General features: G+C 70.9%; 14 protein-coding genes. 6 read left to right on the top strand and 8 right to left on the bottom strand.

Going from position 1 to position 17,934, the window contains the following annotated elements:
- Positions 1-98 precede the first annotated feature (98 nt).
- Positions 99-2,300, top strand: a complete 2,202-nt coding sequence (locus tag POF73_RS22720) for an MMPL family transporter (protein ID WP_272118356.1) — start codon at positions 99-101, stop codon at positions 2,298-2,300.
- 7 nt (positions 2,301-2,307) lie between these two features.
- Here POF73_RS22720 and POF73_RS22715 read toward each other — a convergent pair whose 3' ends face one another.
- Positions 2,308-3,726: an RsmB/NOP family class I SAM-dependent RNA methyltransferase gene (locus tag POF73_RS22715; protein WP_272118354.1), complete on the bottom strand. Its 1,419-nt coding sequence runs from the start codon at positions 3,724-3,726 to the stop codon at positions 2,308-2,310.
- Between the two features lie 75 nt (positions 3,727-3,801).
- Positions 3,802-4,734, bottom strand: a complete 933-nt coding sequence (gene fmt / locus POF73_RS22710; protein ID WP_272118352.1) for a methionyl-tRNA formyltransferase — start codon at positions 4,732-4,734, stop codon at positions 3,802-3,804.
- Between the two features lie 336 nt (positions 4,735-5,070).
- Here fmt and POF73_RS22705 point away from each other — a divergent pair, with 336 nt between their 5' ends.
- Positions 5,071-5,613 carry a hypothetical protein gene (locus tag POF73_RS22705; RefSeq protein WP_272118350.1) on the top strand — a complete coding sequence of 181 codons (543 nt, stop codon included), beginning with the start codon at positions 5,071-5,073 and terminating at the stop codon, positions 5,611-5,613.
- Positions 5,614-6,178: 565 nt separating this feature from the next.
- On the opposite strand, the gene POF73_RS22700 is transcribed toward POF73_RS22705, so the two are convergent.
- Positions 6,179-8,386: a primosomal protein N' gene (locus POF73_RS22700; protein WP_272118348.1), complete on the bottom strand. Its 2,208-nt coding sequence runs from the start codon at positions 8,384-8,386 to the stop codon at positions 6,179-6,181.
- Between the two features lie 286 nt (positions 8,387-8,672).
- On the opposite strand from POF73_RS22700, the gene POF73_RS22695 reads away from it, so the two are divergent.
- From POF73_RS22695 to POF73_RS22680, 4 genes are read left to right on the top strand one after another with little or no spacing between them, the layout of a single operon-like run.
- Positions 8,673-9,971 (top strand): helix-turn-helix domain-containing protein, encoded by a 1,299-nt coding sequence (locus POF73_RS22695; RefSeq protein ID WP_272118345.1) that lies wholly within the window; start codon positions 8,673-8,675, stop codon positions 9,969-9,971.
- Positions 9,972-10,011: 40 nt separating this feature from the next.
- The gene (locus POF73_RS22690) at positions 10,012-10,719 is read left to right on the top strand and encodes a toll/interleukin-1 receptor domain-containing protein (protein ID WP_272118343.1); all 708 of its coding nucleotides are present in this window, start codon (positions 10,012-10,014) and stop codon (positions 10,717-10,719) included.
- On the top strand, positions 10,719-12,683 hold the full coding sequence (locus tag POF73_RS22685; RefSeq protein ID WP_272118341.1) for a hypothetical protein: 1,965 nt from the start codon (positions 10,719-10,721) through the stop codon (positions 12,681-12,683). The genes POF73_RS22690 and POF73_RS22685 overlap by 1 nt, the downstream gene beginning before the upstream one ends.
- Positions 12,680-13,774: a hypothetical protein gene (locus POF73_RS22680; RefSeq protein ID WP_272118338.1), complete on the top strand. Its 1,095-nt coding sequence runs from the start codon at positions 12,680-12,682 to the stop codon at positions 13,772-13,774. The genes POF73_RS22685 and POF73_RS22680 overlap by 4 nt, the downstream gene beginning before the upstream one ends.
- A 72-nt stretch (positions 13,775-13,846) precedes the next feature.
- Here the strand turns inward: POF73_RS22680 and metK are convergent, their stop codons facing one another.
- The 5 genes from metK to POF73_RS22655 form a co-directional block, all read right to left on the bottom strand.
- On the bottom strand, positions 13,847-15,070 hold the full coding sequence (gene metK / locus POF73_RS22675) for a methionine adenosyltransferase (RefSeq protein WP_272118336.1): 1,224 nt from the start codon (positions 15,068-15,070) through the stop codon (positions 13,847-13,849).
- Between the two features lie 239 nt (positions 15,071-15,309).
- Positions 15,310-16,512: a bifunctional phosphopantothenoylcysteine decarboxylase/phosphopantothenate--cysteine ligase CoaBC gene (gene coaBC, locus POF73_RS22670; RefSeq protein ID WP_272118334.1), complete on the bottom strand. Its 1,203-nt coding sequence runs from the start codon at positions 16,510-16,512 to the stop codon at positions 15,310-15,312.
- Between the two features lie 138 nt (positions 16,513-16,650).
- Positions 16,651-16,923, bottom strand: coding sequence for a DNA-directed RNA polymerase subunit omega (gene rpoZ, locus POF73_RS22665; RefSeq protein ID WP_003988945.1), 273 nt, complete (start codon positions 16,921-16,923; stop codon positions 16,651-16,653).
- Positions 16,924-16,990: 67 nt separating this feature from the next.
- Complete coding sequence (gmk, locus tag POF73_RS22660; RefSeq protein ID WP_272118330.1) at positions 16,991-17,548, bottom strand: guanylate kinase; 558 nt, start codon at positions 17,546-17,548, stop codon at positions 16,991-16,993.
- 59 nt (positions 17,549-17,607) lie between these two features.
- The gene (locus POF73_RS22655) at positions 17,608-17,931 is read right to left on the bottom strand and encodes an integration host factor (RefSeq protein ID WP_003977346.1); all 324 of its coding nucleotides are present in this window, start codon (positions 17,929-17,931) and stop codon (positions 17,608-17,610) included.
- Positions 17,932-17,934: the final 3 nt, after the last annotated feature.

Below are 17,934 nucleotides of genomic sequence, written 5' to 3'. Positions count from 1 at the left end.
GCCGGTACAGACCTAAGACGTTCATCGGATGTTGTGTTCGGGTCGCGCGTGCCATGCTTGGCCGCCGATCGGATCGTTGTGCGGCTGCGGGGGTGGCCATGACGGAGATCCAGGAGAAGAAGCATCAGACGCAGCCGGGACAGCGGGGCATCGCGCATCTGGTCTGCGGGCGACGCGCCAAGTGGGTGGTGCTCGTCCTGTGGCTGGCGGCGCTGTTCCTGACGGCGCCCTTCGCCCAGAAACTCACCGACGCCCAGGACAACGACGCGGCCTCCTGGCTGCCCGGCTCCGCCGAGTCCACCCAAGTCCTGGAGATCTCCGAGAACTTCAGGCCGGAACAGATACCGGCGGTCGTCGTCTACGCCCGTGACGGCGGCCTGACGGCACAGGACCGGGCGGCGATCACCGAGGACGTGGCCCGGCTGAAGCAGCTGACCGACCACGGCGTCCGGGGCGCCGAGACCCGGGGCCCGGTCCTCGACCGGCAGATCGACCCGCGCGCCGCCCAGGTCCAGGTGCCGATCACGATGGACGAGCAGGGCTGGGAGCGCATCGCACCCGCCGTCGACTCCATCAGGGACATCGTCGGCACGGGCGGCGCCGGGCTCGCCGTGCACATCACGGGCCCGGGCGGCACGTCCGCCGACTTCTCCGAGGCCTTCGAGGGCATCGACTCCACCCTTCTCGTCTCGGCGATGGCGGTCGTCATCGTCATGCTCCTGATCACCTACCGAAGCCCGACCCTGCTCCTGGTCCCGCTCGTGTCCGTGATCGCCGCCCTCTTCACCGCGCAGGCCATCATCTACTTCCTGGCGCAGCACGCGGGCCTCACCGTCAACGGCCAGAGCGCCGGCATCCTCACGGTCCTGGTCTTCGGCGCGGGCACGGACTACGCACTCCTTCTCGTGGCCCGCTACCGGGAGGAACTACGCCGTCACGAGGACCGCCACGAGGCGATGGCCCTCGCCCTGCACCGCGCCGGCCCGGCGGTGATCGCCTCCGGCCTGACCGTCGTCCTGAGCATGCTGGTGCTGCTGGCGGCGGAGATGAACTCGACGCGCGGCCTGGGCCCGGTCGCCGCGATCGGCGTGGCGGTCGCCCTGATCGCCATGATCACCCTCTTCCCCGCCCTTCTCGTCATCTTCGGCCGCTGGATCTTCTGGCCGGTGATCCCGCACCTGGGCACGGAGAACCCGGAGAGGCGAGGCATCTGGGCCCGCATGGGCCGCCGTATCTCCCACCGCCCCCGCATGGTCTGGGTGGTCACCGCCATCGCCCTGGCGGTCTGCTCCCTCGGTCTGATCCAGCTGCGCGCCGAGGGCCTGAGCAACGCCGACGCGTTCACCGACAAGCCGGACTCGATCACCGGCCAGGAGGTCTCCGCGCGCTACTTCCCGGCGGGCAGCGGCGACCCGCTGGTCATCGTCAGCAACCAGGCGCAGGCCGTGCAGGTGGGCCGCGCGGTGGCCGGGACCGAGGGCGTCGTCCCCGAATCCCTCGGCCTCCCACCGGGCACGAAGCCCTCCTACGACGGCAAGGTGCTCTTCGAGGCGACGATGACCGCTCCCGCCGACAGCGAGTCCGCGAAACAGACCGTCGACCGCGTACGGGACGCCGTGCACGCGGTGCCGGACGCCGACGCCCAGGTGGGCGGCGGTACGGCGGCCCTCCTGGACATGGACAGGGCGACCACGCACGACAACATACTGATCATCCCGTTGGTCCTGCTGGTCGTGCTCCTGATCCTCTGCGCGCTGCTCCGCGCCCTGATCGCCCCGCTCCTGCTGATCGGCACGGTGATCCTGTCGTTCACGGCCGCCCTCGGCATCAGCGCGCTGGCCTTCCGCCACCTCTTCGACTACGCGGGCGAGACGACCGACTTCCCGCTCTTCGTCTTCGTCTTCCTGGTGGCTCTGGGCATCGACTACAACATCTTCCTCACGACCCGCATCCGCGAGGAGGCAGCCCACCAGGGCACCCGCCCCGGCGTGGTCACCGGCCTGGCCGCCACGGGCGCGGTCATCACCTCCGCCGGCCTGGTCCTGGCCGGCACCTTCGCCGCCCTGGGCACCCTCCCCATGGTCGCCTTCGCCGAGATCGGCTTCACGGTCGCCCTGGGCGTACTCCTGGACACGTTCATCGTCCGCTCGGTACTGGTGACGTCGCTGTTCCTGGACGTGGGCCCGAAGGTGTGGTGGCCGCACCGGCTGGCGCGGGAGGACGGAGGCGGGGCGACGGCACGAGAGCTGCCCCCGGAGAGCGCCACACAACGGGGCGAGCAACCGGGCCTCGGCGGCTGACCGGGCCTCAGCGCACCTTCCGCATCAGCGCCAGGTACATCGCATCAGTCCCGTGCAAGTGGGGCCACAACTGCACATCAGGCCCCTCCCCGAGATCCGGCACCCCGGGCAGCAACGGCCGAGCATCGATCAGCTCGAACTCGGACCGCTGCTTGAGAACGTCGTCCACGACCGCCCGGGTCTCGGCAAGATGCGGCGAACAGGTGGCGTACCCCACGACACCCCCGACCCGTACCGAGTCGAGCGCATTGCGCAACAACTCCCGCTGCAGCGGCCCAAACCCTTCCAGGTCCTCCGGCCGCCGCCGCCAACGTGCCTCGGGCCGCCGTCGCAACGCCCCGAGCCCGGTGCACGGCACATCCACCAGCGCCCGGTCGAAACTCCCGGCCCGCCAAGGCGGCCGCGTCCCGTCAGCGGCGATCACCTGATACGGCCCGGGATTGCCGTGCAAAGCCTTGGCCACCAGCCCCGCCCGATGCGGCTGCTTCTCGGACGCGAGGAGCATGGCCCCCCGCTCGGCGGCGAGCGCACCGAGCAGCGCCGCCTTGCCTCCGGGCCCGGCACACCCGTCCAGCCACCTGGCGTCGGCCCCGTCGAGCGGAGCGTTGGCGAGAGCAAGGGCAACCAACTGGCTCCCCTCGTCCTGCACACCCGCACGCCCCTCCCGTACGGCCTCGATGGCTCCCGGCTCGCCTCCCTCGCTGAGCCGCACGGCATACGGTGACCAGCGCCCCGCCACCGCGGCGTCCTCCGCGAGCAGTTCCTCGGTGGTCGCCCGGCCCGGCCGCGCGACCAGCGTCACCTCGGGCCGTTCGTTGTCGGCCTCCAGCAGGGCCTCGATCCCGGCCCGACCGCCGCCCAGCGAGTCCCACAGCGCACCGACGACCCAGCGCGGATGCGAGTGCACGACGGCGAGATGGTCCTCGGGATCCTCGTCGTAGGGCGGAGCGACCCGCTGGATCCACCCGTCGAGATCGTCCTGGGCGACCTTCCGCAGCACGGCGTTGACGAACTTGGCCCGCCCGTCGCCGAGCACGACCCGGGCGAGCTCGACGGACGCGGACACGGCGGCATGCGAGGGAATCCGCGTCCCCAGCAGCTGATGCACACCAAGGCTCAGCACATCGAGCACCGGCGGGTCGACCTCCCGCAACGGCCGGTCCACACACGCGCCGATGACGGCGTCGTAGGTCCCCTGCCGCCGCAGCGTCCCGTACACCAGCTCGGTCGCGAGCGCGGCGTCCCGCCCGTCGAAGTCGCCCTTCTCCCGCGCCTTCCTCAACAGCGGCGGCAGCACGAGGTTGGCGTACGCGTCCCGCTCGTCCACGGCGCGCAGCGCCTCGAAGGCGAGGAGACGGACGGGGTCCTTCTTGGGCCGTCGGTAGGGCTTGCCGGGCCGACCGGGCCGACGGGTGGTGTCGCTCACGAAAAAGGTGCTCCGGATTGCTGGATGAGATGTACGACCAGCCTACGTCGCAGCTCCGGCCCGGCGTACGGCCGGTTACGCCCCGAGCCGCTCGTCGTCGCCGATCCGCACGCCCCGCGCCCAGTCCGCGGCCCGCATCGGCTTCTTGCCCTGCGCCTGTACCCACAGCAGCTCGACGGCGTACGACCCGGTTCCGACGTACACGTTGTTCTTCCCGACGGACAGCTCACCGGGCGCGAGATCGTCCCGCCCCGGCACCGGCTGCACCTGGATCAGCTTGAGCCGCTCACCGCGGAAGACGGTCCAGGCACCCGGCGCGGGGGTGCACCCGCGTACGACACGGTCGACGCGCAGTGAGGGCGCGCTCCAGTCGATGTGGGCATCCTCGACGTTGACCTTGGGCGCGAGGGTGATGCCGTCGGACGGCTGCGGTACGGCCTTGAGCGTGCCGTCCTCGATCCCGTCCATGGTCGCGGCGAGCAGCCCGGCGCCCGCGAAGGCGAGCCGGGTCAGCAGGTCGCCGCTGGTGTCGGTGGTCCGGACCGCCTCGGTGACGGTGCCGTAGACGGGCCCCGAGTCGAGCCCCTCCTCGATGAGGAAGGTGGAGGCCCCGGTGATCTCGTCCCCGGCCATGATGGAGTGCTGCACGGGAGCGGCCCCGCGCCAGGCGGGCAGCAGCGAGAAGTGCAGATTGACCCAGCCGTGGGCCGGGATGTCGAGGGCGACGCGCGGCAGCAGGGCACCATACGCGACAACGGGGCAGCAGTCGGGCGCGATCTCCCTGAGCCGCTCCAGGAACTCGGGGTCCCGGGGCTTGGCGGGCTTGAGCACCTCGATCCCGGCCTCCTCGGCCCGCTCGGCCACCGGACTCGCCACCAGCCTGCGCCCACGCCCGGCCGGCGCGTCGGGCCGCGTGACGACGGCGGCCACGTCGTGCCGCCCGGAGGCGATCAGGGCGTCCAGAGCGGGAACGGCGACCTCGGGGGTACCGGCGAAGACAAGCTTCATGGGTGGGCACGGGCCTCTCGGACGGGGTTGGCTGGGGCAACGCACAAGTCTATGTCCGCACTGCGCAGGGGCTCATCCAGCCTCTCGGCCAACTGGAAACGGCTGGGAACGGGGAGCGCGGGACGTGCGCGGGTGGTGCGCGGGCGGTCAGCGGGCCGAGGCCGAAGGCGTCGAGGCGCGCACCCCCACCCAGGGGCGTAGGCATATGCCCACACGCCCCCATTGCGTGACCCGCGGACCACTCCCGCGTTGGTCAAGAAAGAGTTGACCACAACGGGCCGCACGCGCCGTACCCGCGGCCCTCTCCTTTTCAACGCCGGTTCGAGAGGCTTGTTCATGGCCGACCACGCAACCCACGACGCCCAGGCTCGGGCCAGCCTGCACTTGCTGGTGCGGGACATCGAGCGGGTCCGCCGGCAGGTGGACGCACTGCGCACGCTCACCGCGCAACTGGGCAACGTCTACCGCCCGCGCCGCTCCGGTCCCTCCACGGGCTTCGTCGTCTACGGACGCGCCCCCGCCCCGACGGTCCGTCTCGCCCAGGAGCTGCGGGACAGTGTCGAGACCCTGGTCACGGCGGCCGTGGACTTCGACCGCTCACTCGGCTTCTCCTGGGACGCGGTGGGTTCCGCCCTCGGCGTCACCAAGCAGGCGGTCCACCGCCGCTACGGCGCGCGCCGCGCCGCCACCCAGGCGGCAGCCGAGGCCGAGCGCACGACCGATCCCACGGGAACCCGCACGGTCAACGTCACCACCGCCCTTCCCACGGTGCCGACGGTCCCCGCGGCGCGCTCCATGCCGACGCAGCCCACGGCAGGCAGCCCCGGCCTCCGCGACGAGGCCAGGCCCACGGCCTTCCCCGGCCCTCGCAACGGCTGACGCCGCCCCTCTCTCTGCCCTCCCGGAGCGCACCCGGGAGGGCAGAGCCATGCCGGGCGACAGAAACACGGGGCGGGGGCCGGGTTGGCGGAACCCGAGGAGACGGAAAGCGGGAGGAGGGGAGGCGGTGGACGAGAGAGGGCCGGGAGGTGGGGAGGCAGGAGAGGGAGGGGGCCGGAGGGCCGGGAGGCGGTAGGCGGTAGGCGGTAGGCGAGAGGGCGGCCGGGAGGCGGGGAGCCGGAGAGGCGAGAGGGAGCCGGAGAGTGGAGGCGGCAGGCCGAGAGGCGGTAGGCGAGAGGTGGTAGGCGAGAGGGGGGCCGGGAGGCGGCGAGCCGGAGAGGCAAGCGGGAACCGGAGAGTGGAGGCGGTAGACCGAGAGGCGGTAGGCCGGAAAGCAGGAGCCGGGACGCGCTCAACACCTGGCACCAACCCGGCGCCCGCCACCCAGCACCCCGCACTTAGCAACCGGCAACCGGCAACCGGCAACCGGCAACCGGCAACCGGCTACCGGCTACCGACCAGCGTCCGGCGACCAGCGACCAGCGACCAGCGACCAGCGACCAGCTCACCCAATATCAGGCGGATCGATCCGGATCCGAACCCGCACCACAGCCTCCCCACCCCCGCTTGCACCGCCGCCACCGCTTCCACCGCCGCCACCGCTCCCGCCCCCACGGGCCATCCGCGCAGCCTGCGCGACCTTCAACGCGGACGCCAGCGCAGCGCCCCGCCCCGGCGGCACCCGGATCAGCACCCGGTCCCACTGCTCCCCGGGCGGCGGCGCTCCCACCCGGCGCGGTCGCCCCACCGGCGTGACAGGCACCGGCACGGGCCCCAACAGCTCGGCCTCCGGCGGCAGTTCGGCCGTACGGAGGAACTCGGCGACCGCCTCCCCCGGCCCGGCCACGGAGGCCATCCGGGACACCGGTGGGAACCCCAGCTCGGCCCGCTCGGCAAGCTCCCGCACCGCGTGCCCGACGGGATCCCACCGCACCAGCGCCTGCACGGGCCGCAGCGTGGGCTCGGCGACGACCACCACCGTGCCGCCGGCGCCCTGTGGCCGTACCAGCGAGGCGGCCCCGATCCAGCGCCGTAGCGCGTCCTCCCCCGCCCGCAGATCGGGCCGCCCGAGCATGGCCCAGCCGTCCAGCAGCAGGGCGGCCGCATACCCGCCCTCGGCGACGGGCTCGGCCCCCGGCGTGCTGACGACCAGCGAGGGCGTCCCCGGCACGGTGTCCAGCACATGCTCACGTCCGGAGGTCCGCACCGGAACGGCGGGAAAGGCCCGCCCCAGCTCCTCTGCGGTCCGCCGCGCACCCACCACCTGAGCCCGCAGCCGAAACCCACCGCAGTCCGGACAGTGCCAGGCGCCCTCGTCACGCCCGCACCACCCGCACCGCAGATCGGCCCCGGAGCCCTGCGCCTCCAGGGGCCCGGAACAGTGCCGGCACCGAGCGGGCGCCCGGCAGTTGGCACAGGCCATCCGCGGCACGTATCCCCGCCGGGGCACCTGCACGAGCACCGGCCCGTGCCGCAGCCCTTCCCGCACCGCCTGCCAGGCAAGGCTGGGCAACCGGGCGGCCCGAGCGGCCTCGTCCCGCGCGAGATCGCCGTCCCCCACGGTCCGTACGAGCGGAGCCGCGCCCCGCACCTGTTCCCGCCCGGCGACGAGCGGCCGGGCCCAACCGCTCTCCACGAGCTGGGCGGCCTCGACGGTGCAGCTCCAACTCCCCAGCAGAAAGCCGCACTTGTCCTGGGCGGCCCGCAGCAACAGCACTTCGCGCGCGTGGGGCTGCGGGGCGTGCTGCTCGCTGTGGCTGTCGTCGCCGTCGTCCCAGAGGGCGACCAGGCCGAGGTCCCGTACGGGCGCGAACATGGCGGCCCGAGTCCCCACGACCGCCCGCACACTCCCCCGCCGCACCGCGAGCCACTCCCGATACCGCTTCTCGGGCCCGGCGTCGGCGGTCAGCACCGCATGCCGCCCCTTGCCCATCAGCGAGGTCAGGGCGGCGTCGACCCGCGCGACAGCCCGTCCGTCCGGCAGCACGACGAGCGCTCCCCGCCCGGAGGCCAGCGTCGCGACGACGGCCCGGGCCAGCTCCTCACTCCACTCGGGCCCGGGCAACGCATTCCACACGGCACGCGGCGCGCCCCCGGAGGCGAGCGCCTCCAGGAACCCGGCCCCCCGCTCGTACCGTCCCCAGGACCCCACCTCGGGCCGACCGGGCGCCGAAAGCGGCTCCGGCGAAGGCTTCTGCTCGGCCCGCGCGCTGCGCGGGGGCACGGCCAGCTGCAGCACATCGGCAAGCCCACCGGCGTACCGATCGGCGACGGCCCGAGCCAGCCCCAACAGCTCATCGCTCAACACCTGCTCGGGCGAGACAACTTGTGCAAGGGCCGCCAAGGGCCCGGAGTACTCGGACTCGGCAACCCGCTCGACGAGGAACCCGTCGATCAGCCCTCCGCCCTCACGCCGCCCCTCCCGCACCCGGTGCCGTCCGGCCCCGAACCGCACCCGCACCCGCACCCCGGGCTGCGCGTCCGCGTCCAGCTCCTCGGGCACGGCATAGTCGAAGTACCGATCAAGATGCAGCACACCCTTGTCGACCAGTACCCGCGCCACGGGCAGCTCCTTGGCCAGCGCGGCCCCCCGCCAGGTCCGCGGCTTGGCCCTCGGCACATCGGCCTTCCGCACGCTCTCCCGAATGAGCGCAAGCTGCTCGGGCGGCGCCCCCTCGGCCCCACCACCCGACTGCCCGTTCTCGCTGCTCACGCTTGCATTCTTACCAAACCCCACTGACAACCGGCGTCCGCCGGAGATCAGCTCGGCCGCCGGTCACATACGCCCGCACGAACCCACAAGCCCGCCCTGCCGGCCATTTCCGATCACCGATTCGGCCCGAAACGATCATCGAGGCTTGAATCCGCCCTCCACCGGTATCAGAACTGGAAACAGGAAACTCCGCCGACCGCCTTGCCGGAGCGTCGCGCTCGGCCGACGCTGAATCGCGACGCCGGACGCCCAGCACAGTGGCCGCGTCGGCATGAAGGGGGATCACATGCTGGAGCAGCCACCTGTGTTCGGTGCCGAACTGCGCCGCTTACGGATGTCGGCCGGGTTCACGCTGACGCAGTTCGCCTCCTCGGTGCACTACAGCAAGGGGCAGATCAGCAAGATCGAGACGGGGCAGCAGCGAGCGACACCCGAGTTCGCCCGGCTGTGCGACGTGGTGCTGGACACCGGCGGCACGCTGGAGGCCCTCGCCCCCAAGCGCACCCGTCGTCGTCCCGGTCAGTTCCCCGTCCCCGACCAGGCAGGAGTCATGCGCGAGATACCACCCGAGCGTCCGGGCGACGCTCCTTCGCCGCCGCCTTCCCGACGGCAGCTGATGGCCGCCGGCGCCATGTCCGTCTTCGGTATCGGACCCACCGCGCCCCCGCCCCCTGCGCCCTCCGACCGGCCGCTGCTCGACGCCTATCGCACTCTGTTCGACCAGTACCGGCGCATCGGCCAGATGTCGTCACCGAGGGCCCTGCTGCCGACGCTGGCCGAGCAGACGAGCGCGCTGCGGGGGTTGGCCGCACGAACCAGTGGCCGTACGGCAGCGGGCCTGCTGAACCTGGCGGCGCGCTTCGCGGAGTACACGGGCTGGATGGCGCAGGAGGCAGGCGACGAAGCGGAAGCCGCACGCTGGACCAGCCATGCCGTGGACCTCGCCGAATCGGCGGGCGACCGTCAGTTGGCGTCGTACGCCCTGGTCCGGCACGCACTGATCACCTACTACCGAGGGGAGTCGACCGACACCATCGACCTGGCCGAAGGGGCGCTGAGCAGCGGCCTTCCGCCTCGTATCCGCGCCCTGGCGGCGCAGCGCGTCGGCCAGGGGCACGCCCTGGGCGGCGACCACGACGCCTGCATGCGCCGTCTCGACCAGGCCCGTGACCTCTTCGGTCGGGCCGCCGCCGAGACATCCGAGTCCGGCGCCCCCGTTCTGGGTCCGACGCACCTGAGCGACCCGGTGTCCCTGGTGAGGGGCTGGTGTCTGGTGGATCTCGGCCGGCCTCGGCAGGCGGCCGAGATCCTCGATGTCGAGTGCGCCCGTCTTCCGGCGCACGCCCTGCGGAACCAGGCACGCTACGGCGCCCGGCGTGCCCTCGCCCACTCCTTGGCCGGAGAGATCGATCACGCCTGCGAGCTGACCGGTCACCTGCTGCGGAACACGGCCTGCGTGGGCTCCGAGACCATCGCGACCGACCTGCGCCGTCTCTCCCGCGTCCTGGCCCGGCACCCCCGCCGTCCCGCCTACCAAGCGGTCGCGGCCCCGCTCACCGCCGCCCTCACCCCGCCGGAACTCTGACCGGCACCCTCCCGTCCCCAGACAGAGAGGTCATTCCGTCATGCCCGAAATCTTCATCAACTACCGCACCGGCGACGGCGAACAGGCCGCGGCGACCCTGGACAACGCACTCCGTGCGCGCTTCGGCGACGGCCACGTCTACCGCGCCAGCCGCTCGATCGCGCCCGGCGACGCGTTCGACCACGACCTGGTCAACAACGTACGCCGCAGCTCCGTCCTGCTCGCCCTCATAGGCAACCACTGGCTGGACAAGCCCACGCTCGGCCATGACGACGACTGGGTCACCAAGGAGATCCTGGAGGCGTTCCGCCACGACATCCGGATCATCCCCGTACTGATCGGCCGACGCACCGAACGGCCGGCCAAGCGCGACCTGCCCGACGCTCTTCTGTGGCTCACCGACTGCCAGACCCTCCGCTACGACCACCAGACCGACGAACGCGACCTGAAGCACATCGGCGACCAACTCGCCGAACTCGTCCCCACGCTCGCCGACGCCGACCGCACGGCAACCGAGCCGGAAGCGCCGGCCGCGGCCAGCAACAGCACGGGTGATCTGACCAACTCGTGGGCGACGCAGATGGGTCCGGTCACGGGCAGCACCGTCCGCATCGGCCCCGACGAATCGCGACACAGCCACCACACCGTCCACCAGACGGGAACCGGCTCGAACTACGTAGCGGGAGACAATCGCGGCGGCATCCGCCAGGGCTTCGGCACCACGCCTCCGGCCGAGGGCGGCGAGTGATGACCGATGTCCCCGGTCCATCGGGCGACGAACCGGCACAGCCGGGAACGACGAACCAGTTTCGCGACCAGTACAACATCCGCATCGACCAGGCCATCCCGCCGACGTCCGCCCCGCCCCGCCAGGTGGCCGAACAGCAACTGCGCCGCCTCCAACAGCGGTTCGTCCGCCCCCGTGACATCAACGACGCCTACGACACGCTGGAACGGCACAACATCGTCTTTCTCGACGGCACACGGGGAAACGGCAGGACCACGGCGGCCCGCGTCCTCCTGCGGGAACTGCCGCGCGGCACGGGGGTCTACCACGAGATCGCCACCGTCAAGGAGGGAAGATCACCGGAGATCCTCTCCCCCGGACTCGTCGGGGAGGGGGACCGCATGCTGCTGGACCTGTCGACGGCGGCCGAACCCCTGTGGAAGCAGTACCACGACAGTCTTCTCGGCTTCCACAAGATCCTCGTGGACAAGCGGGCATACCTGGCCGTCGTGCTCCCGCATTCGTACGCGGACCAGCTGAGTCCGGACTTCACCGGTTACGGCAAACCGGTCAACCGTCCCGACGAGTTGGACGTGGTGGCCGCCCACCTGCGCGCGCACGGTGTCACCATCAACCGTCCCCGTACGTTTCCGCCCGCGCTGCACGACTATCTGGCCGGCCGCCCACCCATGCGCGAGCTGGCTCGGCTGGCTGATCTCATTCTGGAGGCGCGCAGGGCGACGCCTCCGGGCAGCTCCTTCACGGACTGGTGCAACCTGGCCGTCGCGGCGAAGACCGCCCGGGCCATGGAGGTCGACTCCTTCGTCCCCGGACTACGGAAAGGTTCCCAGCGGGCGCTGCTGCTGACCGTCGCCATGCTGCACGGCGCGCCCGCCGACGTCGTCCACCGGGCCACGGCGCTCCTGCAGGAACGCCTCGGCATCCCGCAGGACGACCGACCGCTCCTCGAACACAAAGGGCTCACGGAGCGCCTGCGCAAGGTCGGCGCGACCCGCGACGACACGGCCTGTGTGCGCTTCGAGAAGCTGCGCTACGACCATGCCGTGCGCCGCCACTTCTGGCGGAACATGCCGGACCTGCGCGAGCCGCTGCGGGAGTGGGTGGACCAGGTGCTCGGCCTGCCGCAGCTCCCCGACATCGACCACAGCCGGTTGGTCATCCGTTTCGCGGAGCTGTGTCTGGAGACGGACCGGGACGACGTGTTCCGTACCGCCGCGGCCTGGGCGGAGAAACGGGACAGCAAAGCGACGTACCCACTCGCCGCTGCGAAGTTGCTCAGCTGGGGTGTCCAGAACGAGGACACCAGCCAGGGCTTCCGCACGAAGATCTACGACTGGTCGAAGTCCTCGGTCACGGCCGGACTGCGCCAGGTCCTGATCGCGGTGTGCGCCCGGGTCATGTCGATCCGCCACCCGGAACAGGCCGTTGTCCGCCTGCACCACCTGGCCCGCCGGGAACCGCACCCCGGCCACAAGGCCCGTGACACCTTGCTGGAATACGTCGCACAGGACCTACGGCTCCAGCGCTATCTCCTCTACCGCCTCTTCGTCCTCCCCCCGGCCAACCCCAGGCACAGAGACTTCGACGCCCTGCTGTTCCTCGACCTCGTCGCCGTTCCGACCCGGCCCCCGCACTCGTTCCTGCGCAACCCTGTGACCCGCGAGTGGCTCACGGGGTGCTGGACGGACGTGTTGCGGCGCGTCGGCAGCGCGATCTGGTTGCCGTGTGTCCGGCAATGGATCACGTCCGCGAGCGGCTCCGACGACCCCACGCTCATCCGCCATGCCCTGAACGTGCTGGCCGACGCCGCCGCCGACCATTACAGCGCCCTCCGCCAGATCTACGCCACGGCCCGCACCTCCCTCTCCGCCGAAGCGGCCGGCCTCCTCCTGTCCAGGATCCATGAGGCGCAGCGAGCAGGCCTGTCACGGCGGTCCAAGTCGCAGGAGGATCCCCAGCCATGAGTTCCGGTCAGAAGACCGTGTCCGTCTTTCTGATGCTGATCAGCTCGATGCTCGTACTGATCCTCGGTCTGTACGTGTCCTGGCCGATCTGGGCCTGGCCCGTCGCCGTCGTCCTCCTGGGAGCGTCCTGGGCAGGGGCCACGGTCGCGGCGTCGCGGGCGAACCGGGGGAAGCCGGTCTCCGACACCGTGACGGCACCGCCGGTGCCGGACGTGGAGCGGCGCGAGCTGTCCGTGCGGGACGTCGCGCTGCCGAGTTCGCTGGAAGACTACGACTTCCTCCTGTCCGCGACCGTCCGCTGGTGGCCCGAGAAGCCCTACGCGCAGGAGACCGGCACCCACCACGGTGGGCTCGCGGTGGAAGCCATCCTCGCCCGGGCCCGGGACATCACCGCCGGCCGCGATCCCTTCCGCAGCTCCCTCGTTCAGCACGAACTGAGCGGTGCGCTGGCCGAGATGCAGCCCGACCGGAGCGGGCACGTCCGGTCCATGGCCCTGGACGTCGTACTCCGGCTCTCGGAGGAGGACCAGACCCGGCTGGACCGTCTCGCTGCCATCCGCAAGGACGAGGAGCTGTGGGAGCACGAGCGCAAATGGGAGCAGAGTCGTCGTGCCTATCTGGGCGACGACGTCCTGCGGGACACGGGACGTGCCGTGGTCTGGTGGCTGGCCAAGAACGACGACCAGGTGGCGAAGACCGTCGGGGACATCGGGCTGCTCGCCCAGCTGACGTCAGCGGCCAACAACGAGCAGGTCGCCGAGCCCTTCCGGCATCTCGTGCCGGACGCCTTCACCGAGGCTCCCGCCGCCGAGACGCCGCATGGTCCGGCCGATCTGTTCACCGACTTCATGCAGGGGCTGGGCTTCAAGCCCGGTGCCGACGACTGCATGATGGTCGCCGATCAGGTGGCGATGGCGATCAAGGAGAAGAACCCGGAGGCGGCGGAGGAGATCCGCAAGCGGTTCGCCCCGCCGGACGAGGGGGCACACGGCGACAAGGACCGGGACGGCGAGGGGGATGGGAAGGGGGATGGAGACGGGGACGATCCGGACGAATCATCGACGGACATCGGACCTGTCACCGAGGAGTAGACCGCGCACGGAAACACGAACGAGGCCCGGTTCCCGTAGGAACCGGACCTCGCACAAGCCTGGGATCAGGTCTTACAGCCCCACGGCGTTCCGCAGCGCCTCCACCCGGTCCGTCCGCTCCCACGTGAACTCCGGCAGCTCACGGCCGAAGTGGCCGTAGGCCGCCGTCTGGGCGTAGATCGGGCGGAGCAGGTCCAGGTCGCGGATGATCGCGGCCGGGCGGAGGTCGAAGACCTCGTCGATGGCCTTCTCGATCTTCTCGGTGTCGACCTTGGCCGTGCCGAAGGTCTCCACGAACAGACCGACCGGCTCGGCCTTGCCGATCGCGTACGCCACCTGCACCTCGCAGCGCGAGGCCAGGCCGGCCGCGACGACGTTCTTGGCGACCCAGCGCATCGCGTACGCCGCCGAACGGTCCACCTTGGACGGGTCCTTGCCGGAGAAGGCGCCACCGCCATGGCGGGCCATGCCGCCGTAGGTGTCGATGATGATCTTCCGGCCGGTCAGACCCGCGTCACCCATCGGACCGCCGATCTCGAAGCGGCCGGTGGGGTTGACCAGCAGGCGGTAGCCGTCGGTGTCCAGCTTGATGCCGTCGTCGAGGAGCGCCTTCAGCTCCGGCTCGACCACGAACTCCCGGATGTCGGGCGCGAGGAGCGACTCCAGGTCGATGTCGCTCGCGTGCTGCGAGGAGACGACCACGGTGTCCAGGCGGACCGCCTTGTCGCCGTCGTATTCGATCGTGACCTGCGTCTTGCCGTCCGGGCGCAGGTAGGGGATCGTGCCGTTCTTGCGGACCTCGGAGAGGCGCTTGGACAGGCGGTGCGCCAGGAAGATCGGCAGCGGCATCAGCGTCGGCGTCTCGTCCGTCGCGTAGCCGAACATCAGGCCCTGGTCACCGGCGCCCTGACGGTCCAGCTCGTCGAGTTCTCCATCTGCGGCGGCACCCTCGACCCGGGACTCGTACGCCGTGTCGACGCCCTGCGCGATGTCCGGCGACTGCGCGCCGATCGAGACGGAGACGCCGCAGGAGGCGCCGTCGAAGCCCTTCTTCGAGGAGTCGTAGCCGATCTCAAGGACCTTGTTGCGGACCAGCGTCGCGATATCCGCGTACGTCTTGGTCGTGACCTCGCCGGCCACGTGCACCAGGCCGGTCGTGATGAGGGTTTCGACGGCGACCCGGGAAGTCGGGTCCTCACGCAGAAGCGCGTCGAGAATGGTGTCGCTGATCTGGTCAGCGATCTTGTCGGGGTGACCTTCGGTCACGGACTCCGAGGTGAACAGGCGACGGGACACAACGCTCCCTGGGGTTGCAGCGGCTGCTGGCTGATCATTGGCGGACGGGACGGGGGCTGCGCCCGGCGTCGTCCGAGGACAGTTTATCCGTCCTGCTCGGTCACGGACCCCCTGTCTCGCCTCTCGGGAGCGCTGTGACCTGCGGCACGGGCATTCTGCCCAATGTCACGCGCCCTTGGCCAGGGGCGCCACACCCGAATCGAGCGACGGTCGAGGGAGGACCGGAGCGCATCAAACATTCACCCGAGTCGCCCCGTCACCAGGTCCCATACGATTTCGGCCAGGGCTTCCTTGGGCCCGTGCGGTACGGGTGTCTCGCTGCCGTCGGCGCCCAGGACGACCGCCTCGTTCTCCTCGGAGCCGAAGGTCTTGCGCTCGCCCACCTCGTTCACCACGAGGAGGTCGCACCCCTTGCGCTCCAGCTTTCTGCGGCCGTTCGCCAGGACGTCATCCGTCTCGGCGGCGAAGCCGACGACGACCTGGCCGGTGCGGGAGCGGTCGGTCGAGATCTCCGCGAGGATGTCCGGATTCCGTACCAGGACGACGGGCTCCGGGTCCTCGCCGTCCTTCTTCTTGATCTTTCCGGCGGCGTAGGCGGCCGGGCGGAAGTCCGCGACGGCGGCCGCCATCACCACCGCGTCGGCGTCCGCGGCCGCCTTCAGGACCGCCTCCCGCAGTTGCACGGCGGTGCCGACCTGCACGACGTCCACGCCAGCCGGGTCGGGCAGCCCGGTGTTGGCCGCGATCAGCGTGACCCGGGCGCCCCGGGCGGCGGCGGTGCGGGCGAGGGCGTAGCCCTGCTTGCCGGAGGAGCGGTTGCCGAGGAAGCGGACCGGGTCGAGAGGCTCGCGCGTGCCGCCGGCGCTGACGACGACGTGCCGCCCCTTGAGGTCCGGCTCGGTCACGCCCCGGGCCAGCACCCGGCGGCAGACCTCGAATATCTCGGCGGGCTCGGGCAGCCGGCCCTTGCCGGTGTCGACGCCGGTGAGGCGGCCGACGGCGGGCTCGATGACGACCGCGCCGCGTCGGCGCAGCGTCGCCACGTTCTCCTGGGTGGCCGGGTGCTCCCACATCTCGGTGTGCATGGCGGGGGCGAAGACCACCGGACAGCGGGCGGTGAGCAGGGTGTTGGTCAGCAGGTCGTCGGCGAGGCCGTGGGCCGCCTTGGCGAGGGTGTCGGCGGTCGCCGGGGCGACGACCACCAGGTCGGCCTGTTGGCCGATACGGACGTGCGGGACCTCGTGGACGTCGTCCCAGACCTCGGTCGAGACGGGGTGGCCGGACAGGGCGGACCAGGTAGCGGCGCCGACGAAGTGCAGAGCGGAGGCGGTGGGCACGACCCGGACGTCATGGCCGGACTCCGTCAGTCTGCGCAGCAGCTCACAGGCCTTGTACGCGGCGATGCCACCGCTGACCCCCAGAACGACCTTCGGCTTGCCCACCGGGCCTCCCACTCGTTGAACCCACGACTCCATGCTGCATCACAGCGGGAGACTTCCCTGCACCCCCGAGCAGACCACAGGCCCGACAGTCGCGCTGCCGGGCCTGTGGAAAAGCCAGCTCAAAGCTGTAAATACGACTTACTGCGCCGGGCCCTCTACGGCCTCGGACGTCAGCAGACCCGCGTTGATCTCGCGCAGGGCGATCGAGAGCGGCTTCTCGTGCACGTGGGTGTCGACCAGCGGACCGACGTACTCAAGGAGGCCCTCGCCGAGCTGCGAGTAGTACGCGTTGATCTGGCGGGCCCGCTTGGCCGCGTAGATCACGAGGCTGTACTTCGAGTCCGTGGCCTCAAGAAGCTCGTCGATCGGCGGGTTGATGATGCCCTCGGGCGCGGAGATGGAAGAGGACACGCTCTACCTTCCGATGGATGGGAAAGAATCGGGGTGAATGATCAAGCCTCGAAACGATCAGGCACGATCACACAACGTCCACCAAGGCTAGCAGCTCGCGCGCCACGTCCTCGACGGAGGTGTTGACCAAGGTCATATCGAACTCGGGCTCGGCCGCCAGCTCGACCTTCGCCGCGTCCAGGCGGCGTTCGATCACTTCGGGCGGCTCGGTGCCACGTCCGGTGAGTCTGCGCACGAGCTCCTCCCAGGAGGGAGGAGCCAGGAACACCAGCTGAGCCTCGGCCATGGACTCGCGGACCTGCCGCGCACCCTGGAGGTCGATCTCCAGGAGGACGGGCTCACCCGCCTCCAGCCGCTCGATCACGGCAGCACGCGGCGTGCCGTAGCGGTTGCCGGCGAACTCCGCCCACTCCAGCAGCTCGCCGTTGGCGATCAGCTTGTCCATCTCCTCGTCGGTGACGAAGAAGTAGTGGACTCCGTGCTTCTCGCCGGGGCGGGGCTTGCGGGTCGTCGCCGACACCGAGAGCCAGACCTCGGGGTGTTCCTTGCGCATATGGGCGACGACCGTGCTCTTGCCGACCCCGGAGGGGCCGGAGAGCACGGTCAGCCGCGGACGTTCACTCATGCAGCGATTATTCCAGCAATCCCGGAGTGCCCGGGACTCCCGGTCCGGAGTACCCGGACTCAGGAGCCGGTGCTGCCGAACTCACGCTCCAGGGAGGCGATCTGGTTCGAGCCGAGACCGCGCACGCGGCGGCTCTCGGAGATGCCGAGTCGCTCCATGATCTGCTTGGCGCGGACCTTGCCCACGCCCGGCAGGGACTCAAGCAGGGCGGAGACCTTCATCTTGCCGATGACGTCGTTCTCCTGGCCCTGCTTGATGACCTCATGCAGGGAGGCGCCGGAGTGCTTGAGTCGATTCTTGACCTCGGCCCGCTCCCGGCGAGCCGCGGCGGCCTTTTCGAGCGCGGCTGCGCGCTGTTCAGGGGTAAGGGGCGGAAGAGCCACGCC

It is taken from the genome of Streptomyces sp. HD (assembly GCF_028369295.1).
Lineage (GTDB): Bacteria > Actinomycetota > Actinomycetes > Streptomycetales > Streptomycetaceae > Streptomyces.
The sequence above is the reverse complement of the archived record's forward strand: the minus strand, read 5'-3'. Positions and strand labels throughout refer to the sequence as shown.

Coding starts and splice junctions, on each gene's coding strand:
- POF73_RS22720 (WP_272118356.1), top strand. CDS start 99: ATGACGGAGATCCAGGAGAAGAAGCATCAGACGCAGCCGGGACAGCGG.
- fmt (WP_272118352.1), bottom strand. CDS start 4,734: ATGAAGCTTGTCTTCGCCGGTACCCCCGAGGTCGCCGTTCCCGCTCTG.
- POF73_RS22705 (WP_272118350.1), top strand. CDS start 5,071: ATGGCCGACCACGCAACCCACGACGCCCAGGCTCGGGCCAGCCTGCAC.
- POF73_RS22695 (WP_272118345.1), top strand. CDS start 8,673: ATGCTGGAGCAGCCACCTGTGTTCGGTGCCGAACTGCGCCGCTTACGG.
- POF73_RS22690 (WP_272118343.1), top strand. CDS start 10,012: ATGCCCGAAATCTTCATCAACTACCGCACCGGCGACGGCGAACAGGCC.
- POF73_RS22685 (WP_272118341.1), top strand. CDS start 10,719: ATGACCGATGTCCCCGGTCCATCGGGCGACGAACCGGCACAGCCGGGA.
- POF73_RS22680 (WP_272118338.1), top strand. CDS start 12,680: ATGAGTTCCGGTCAGAAGACCGTGTCCGTCTTTCTGATGCTGATCAGC.
- gmk (WP_272118330.1), bottom strand. CDS start 17,548: ATGAGTGAACGTCCGCGGCTGACCGTGCTCTCCGGCCCCTCCGGGGTC.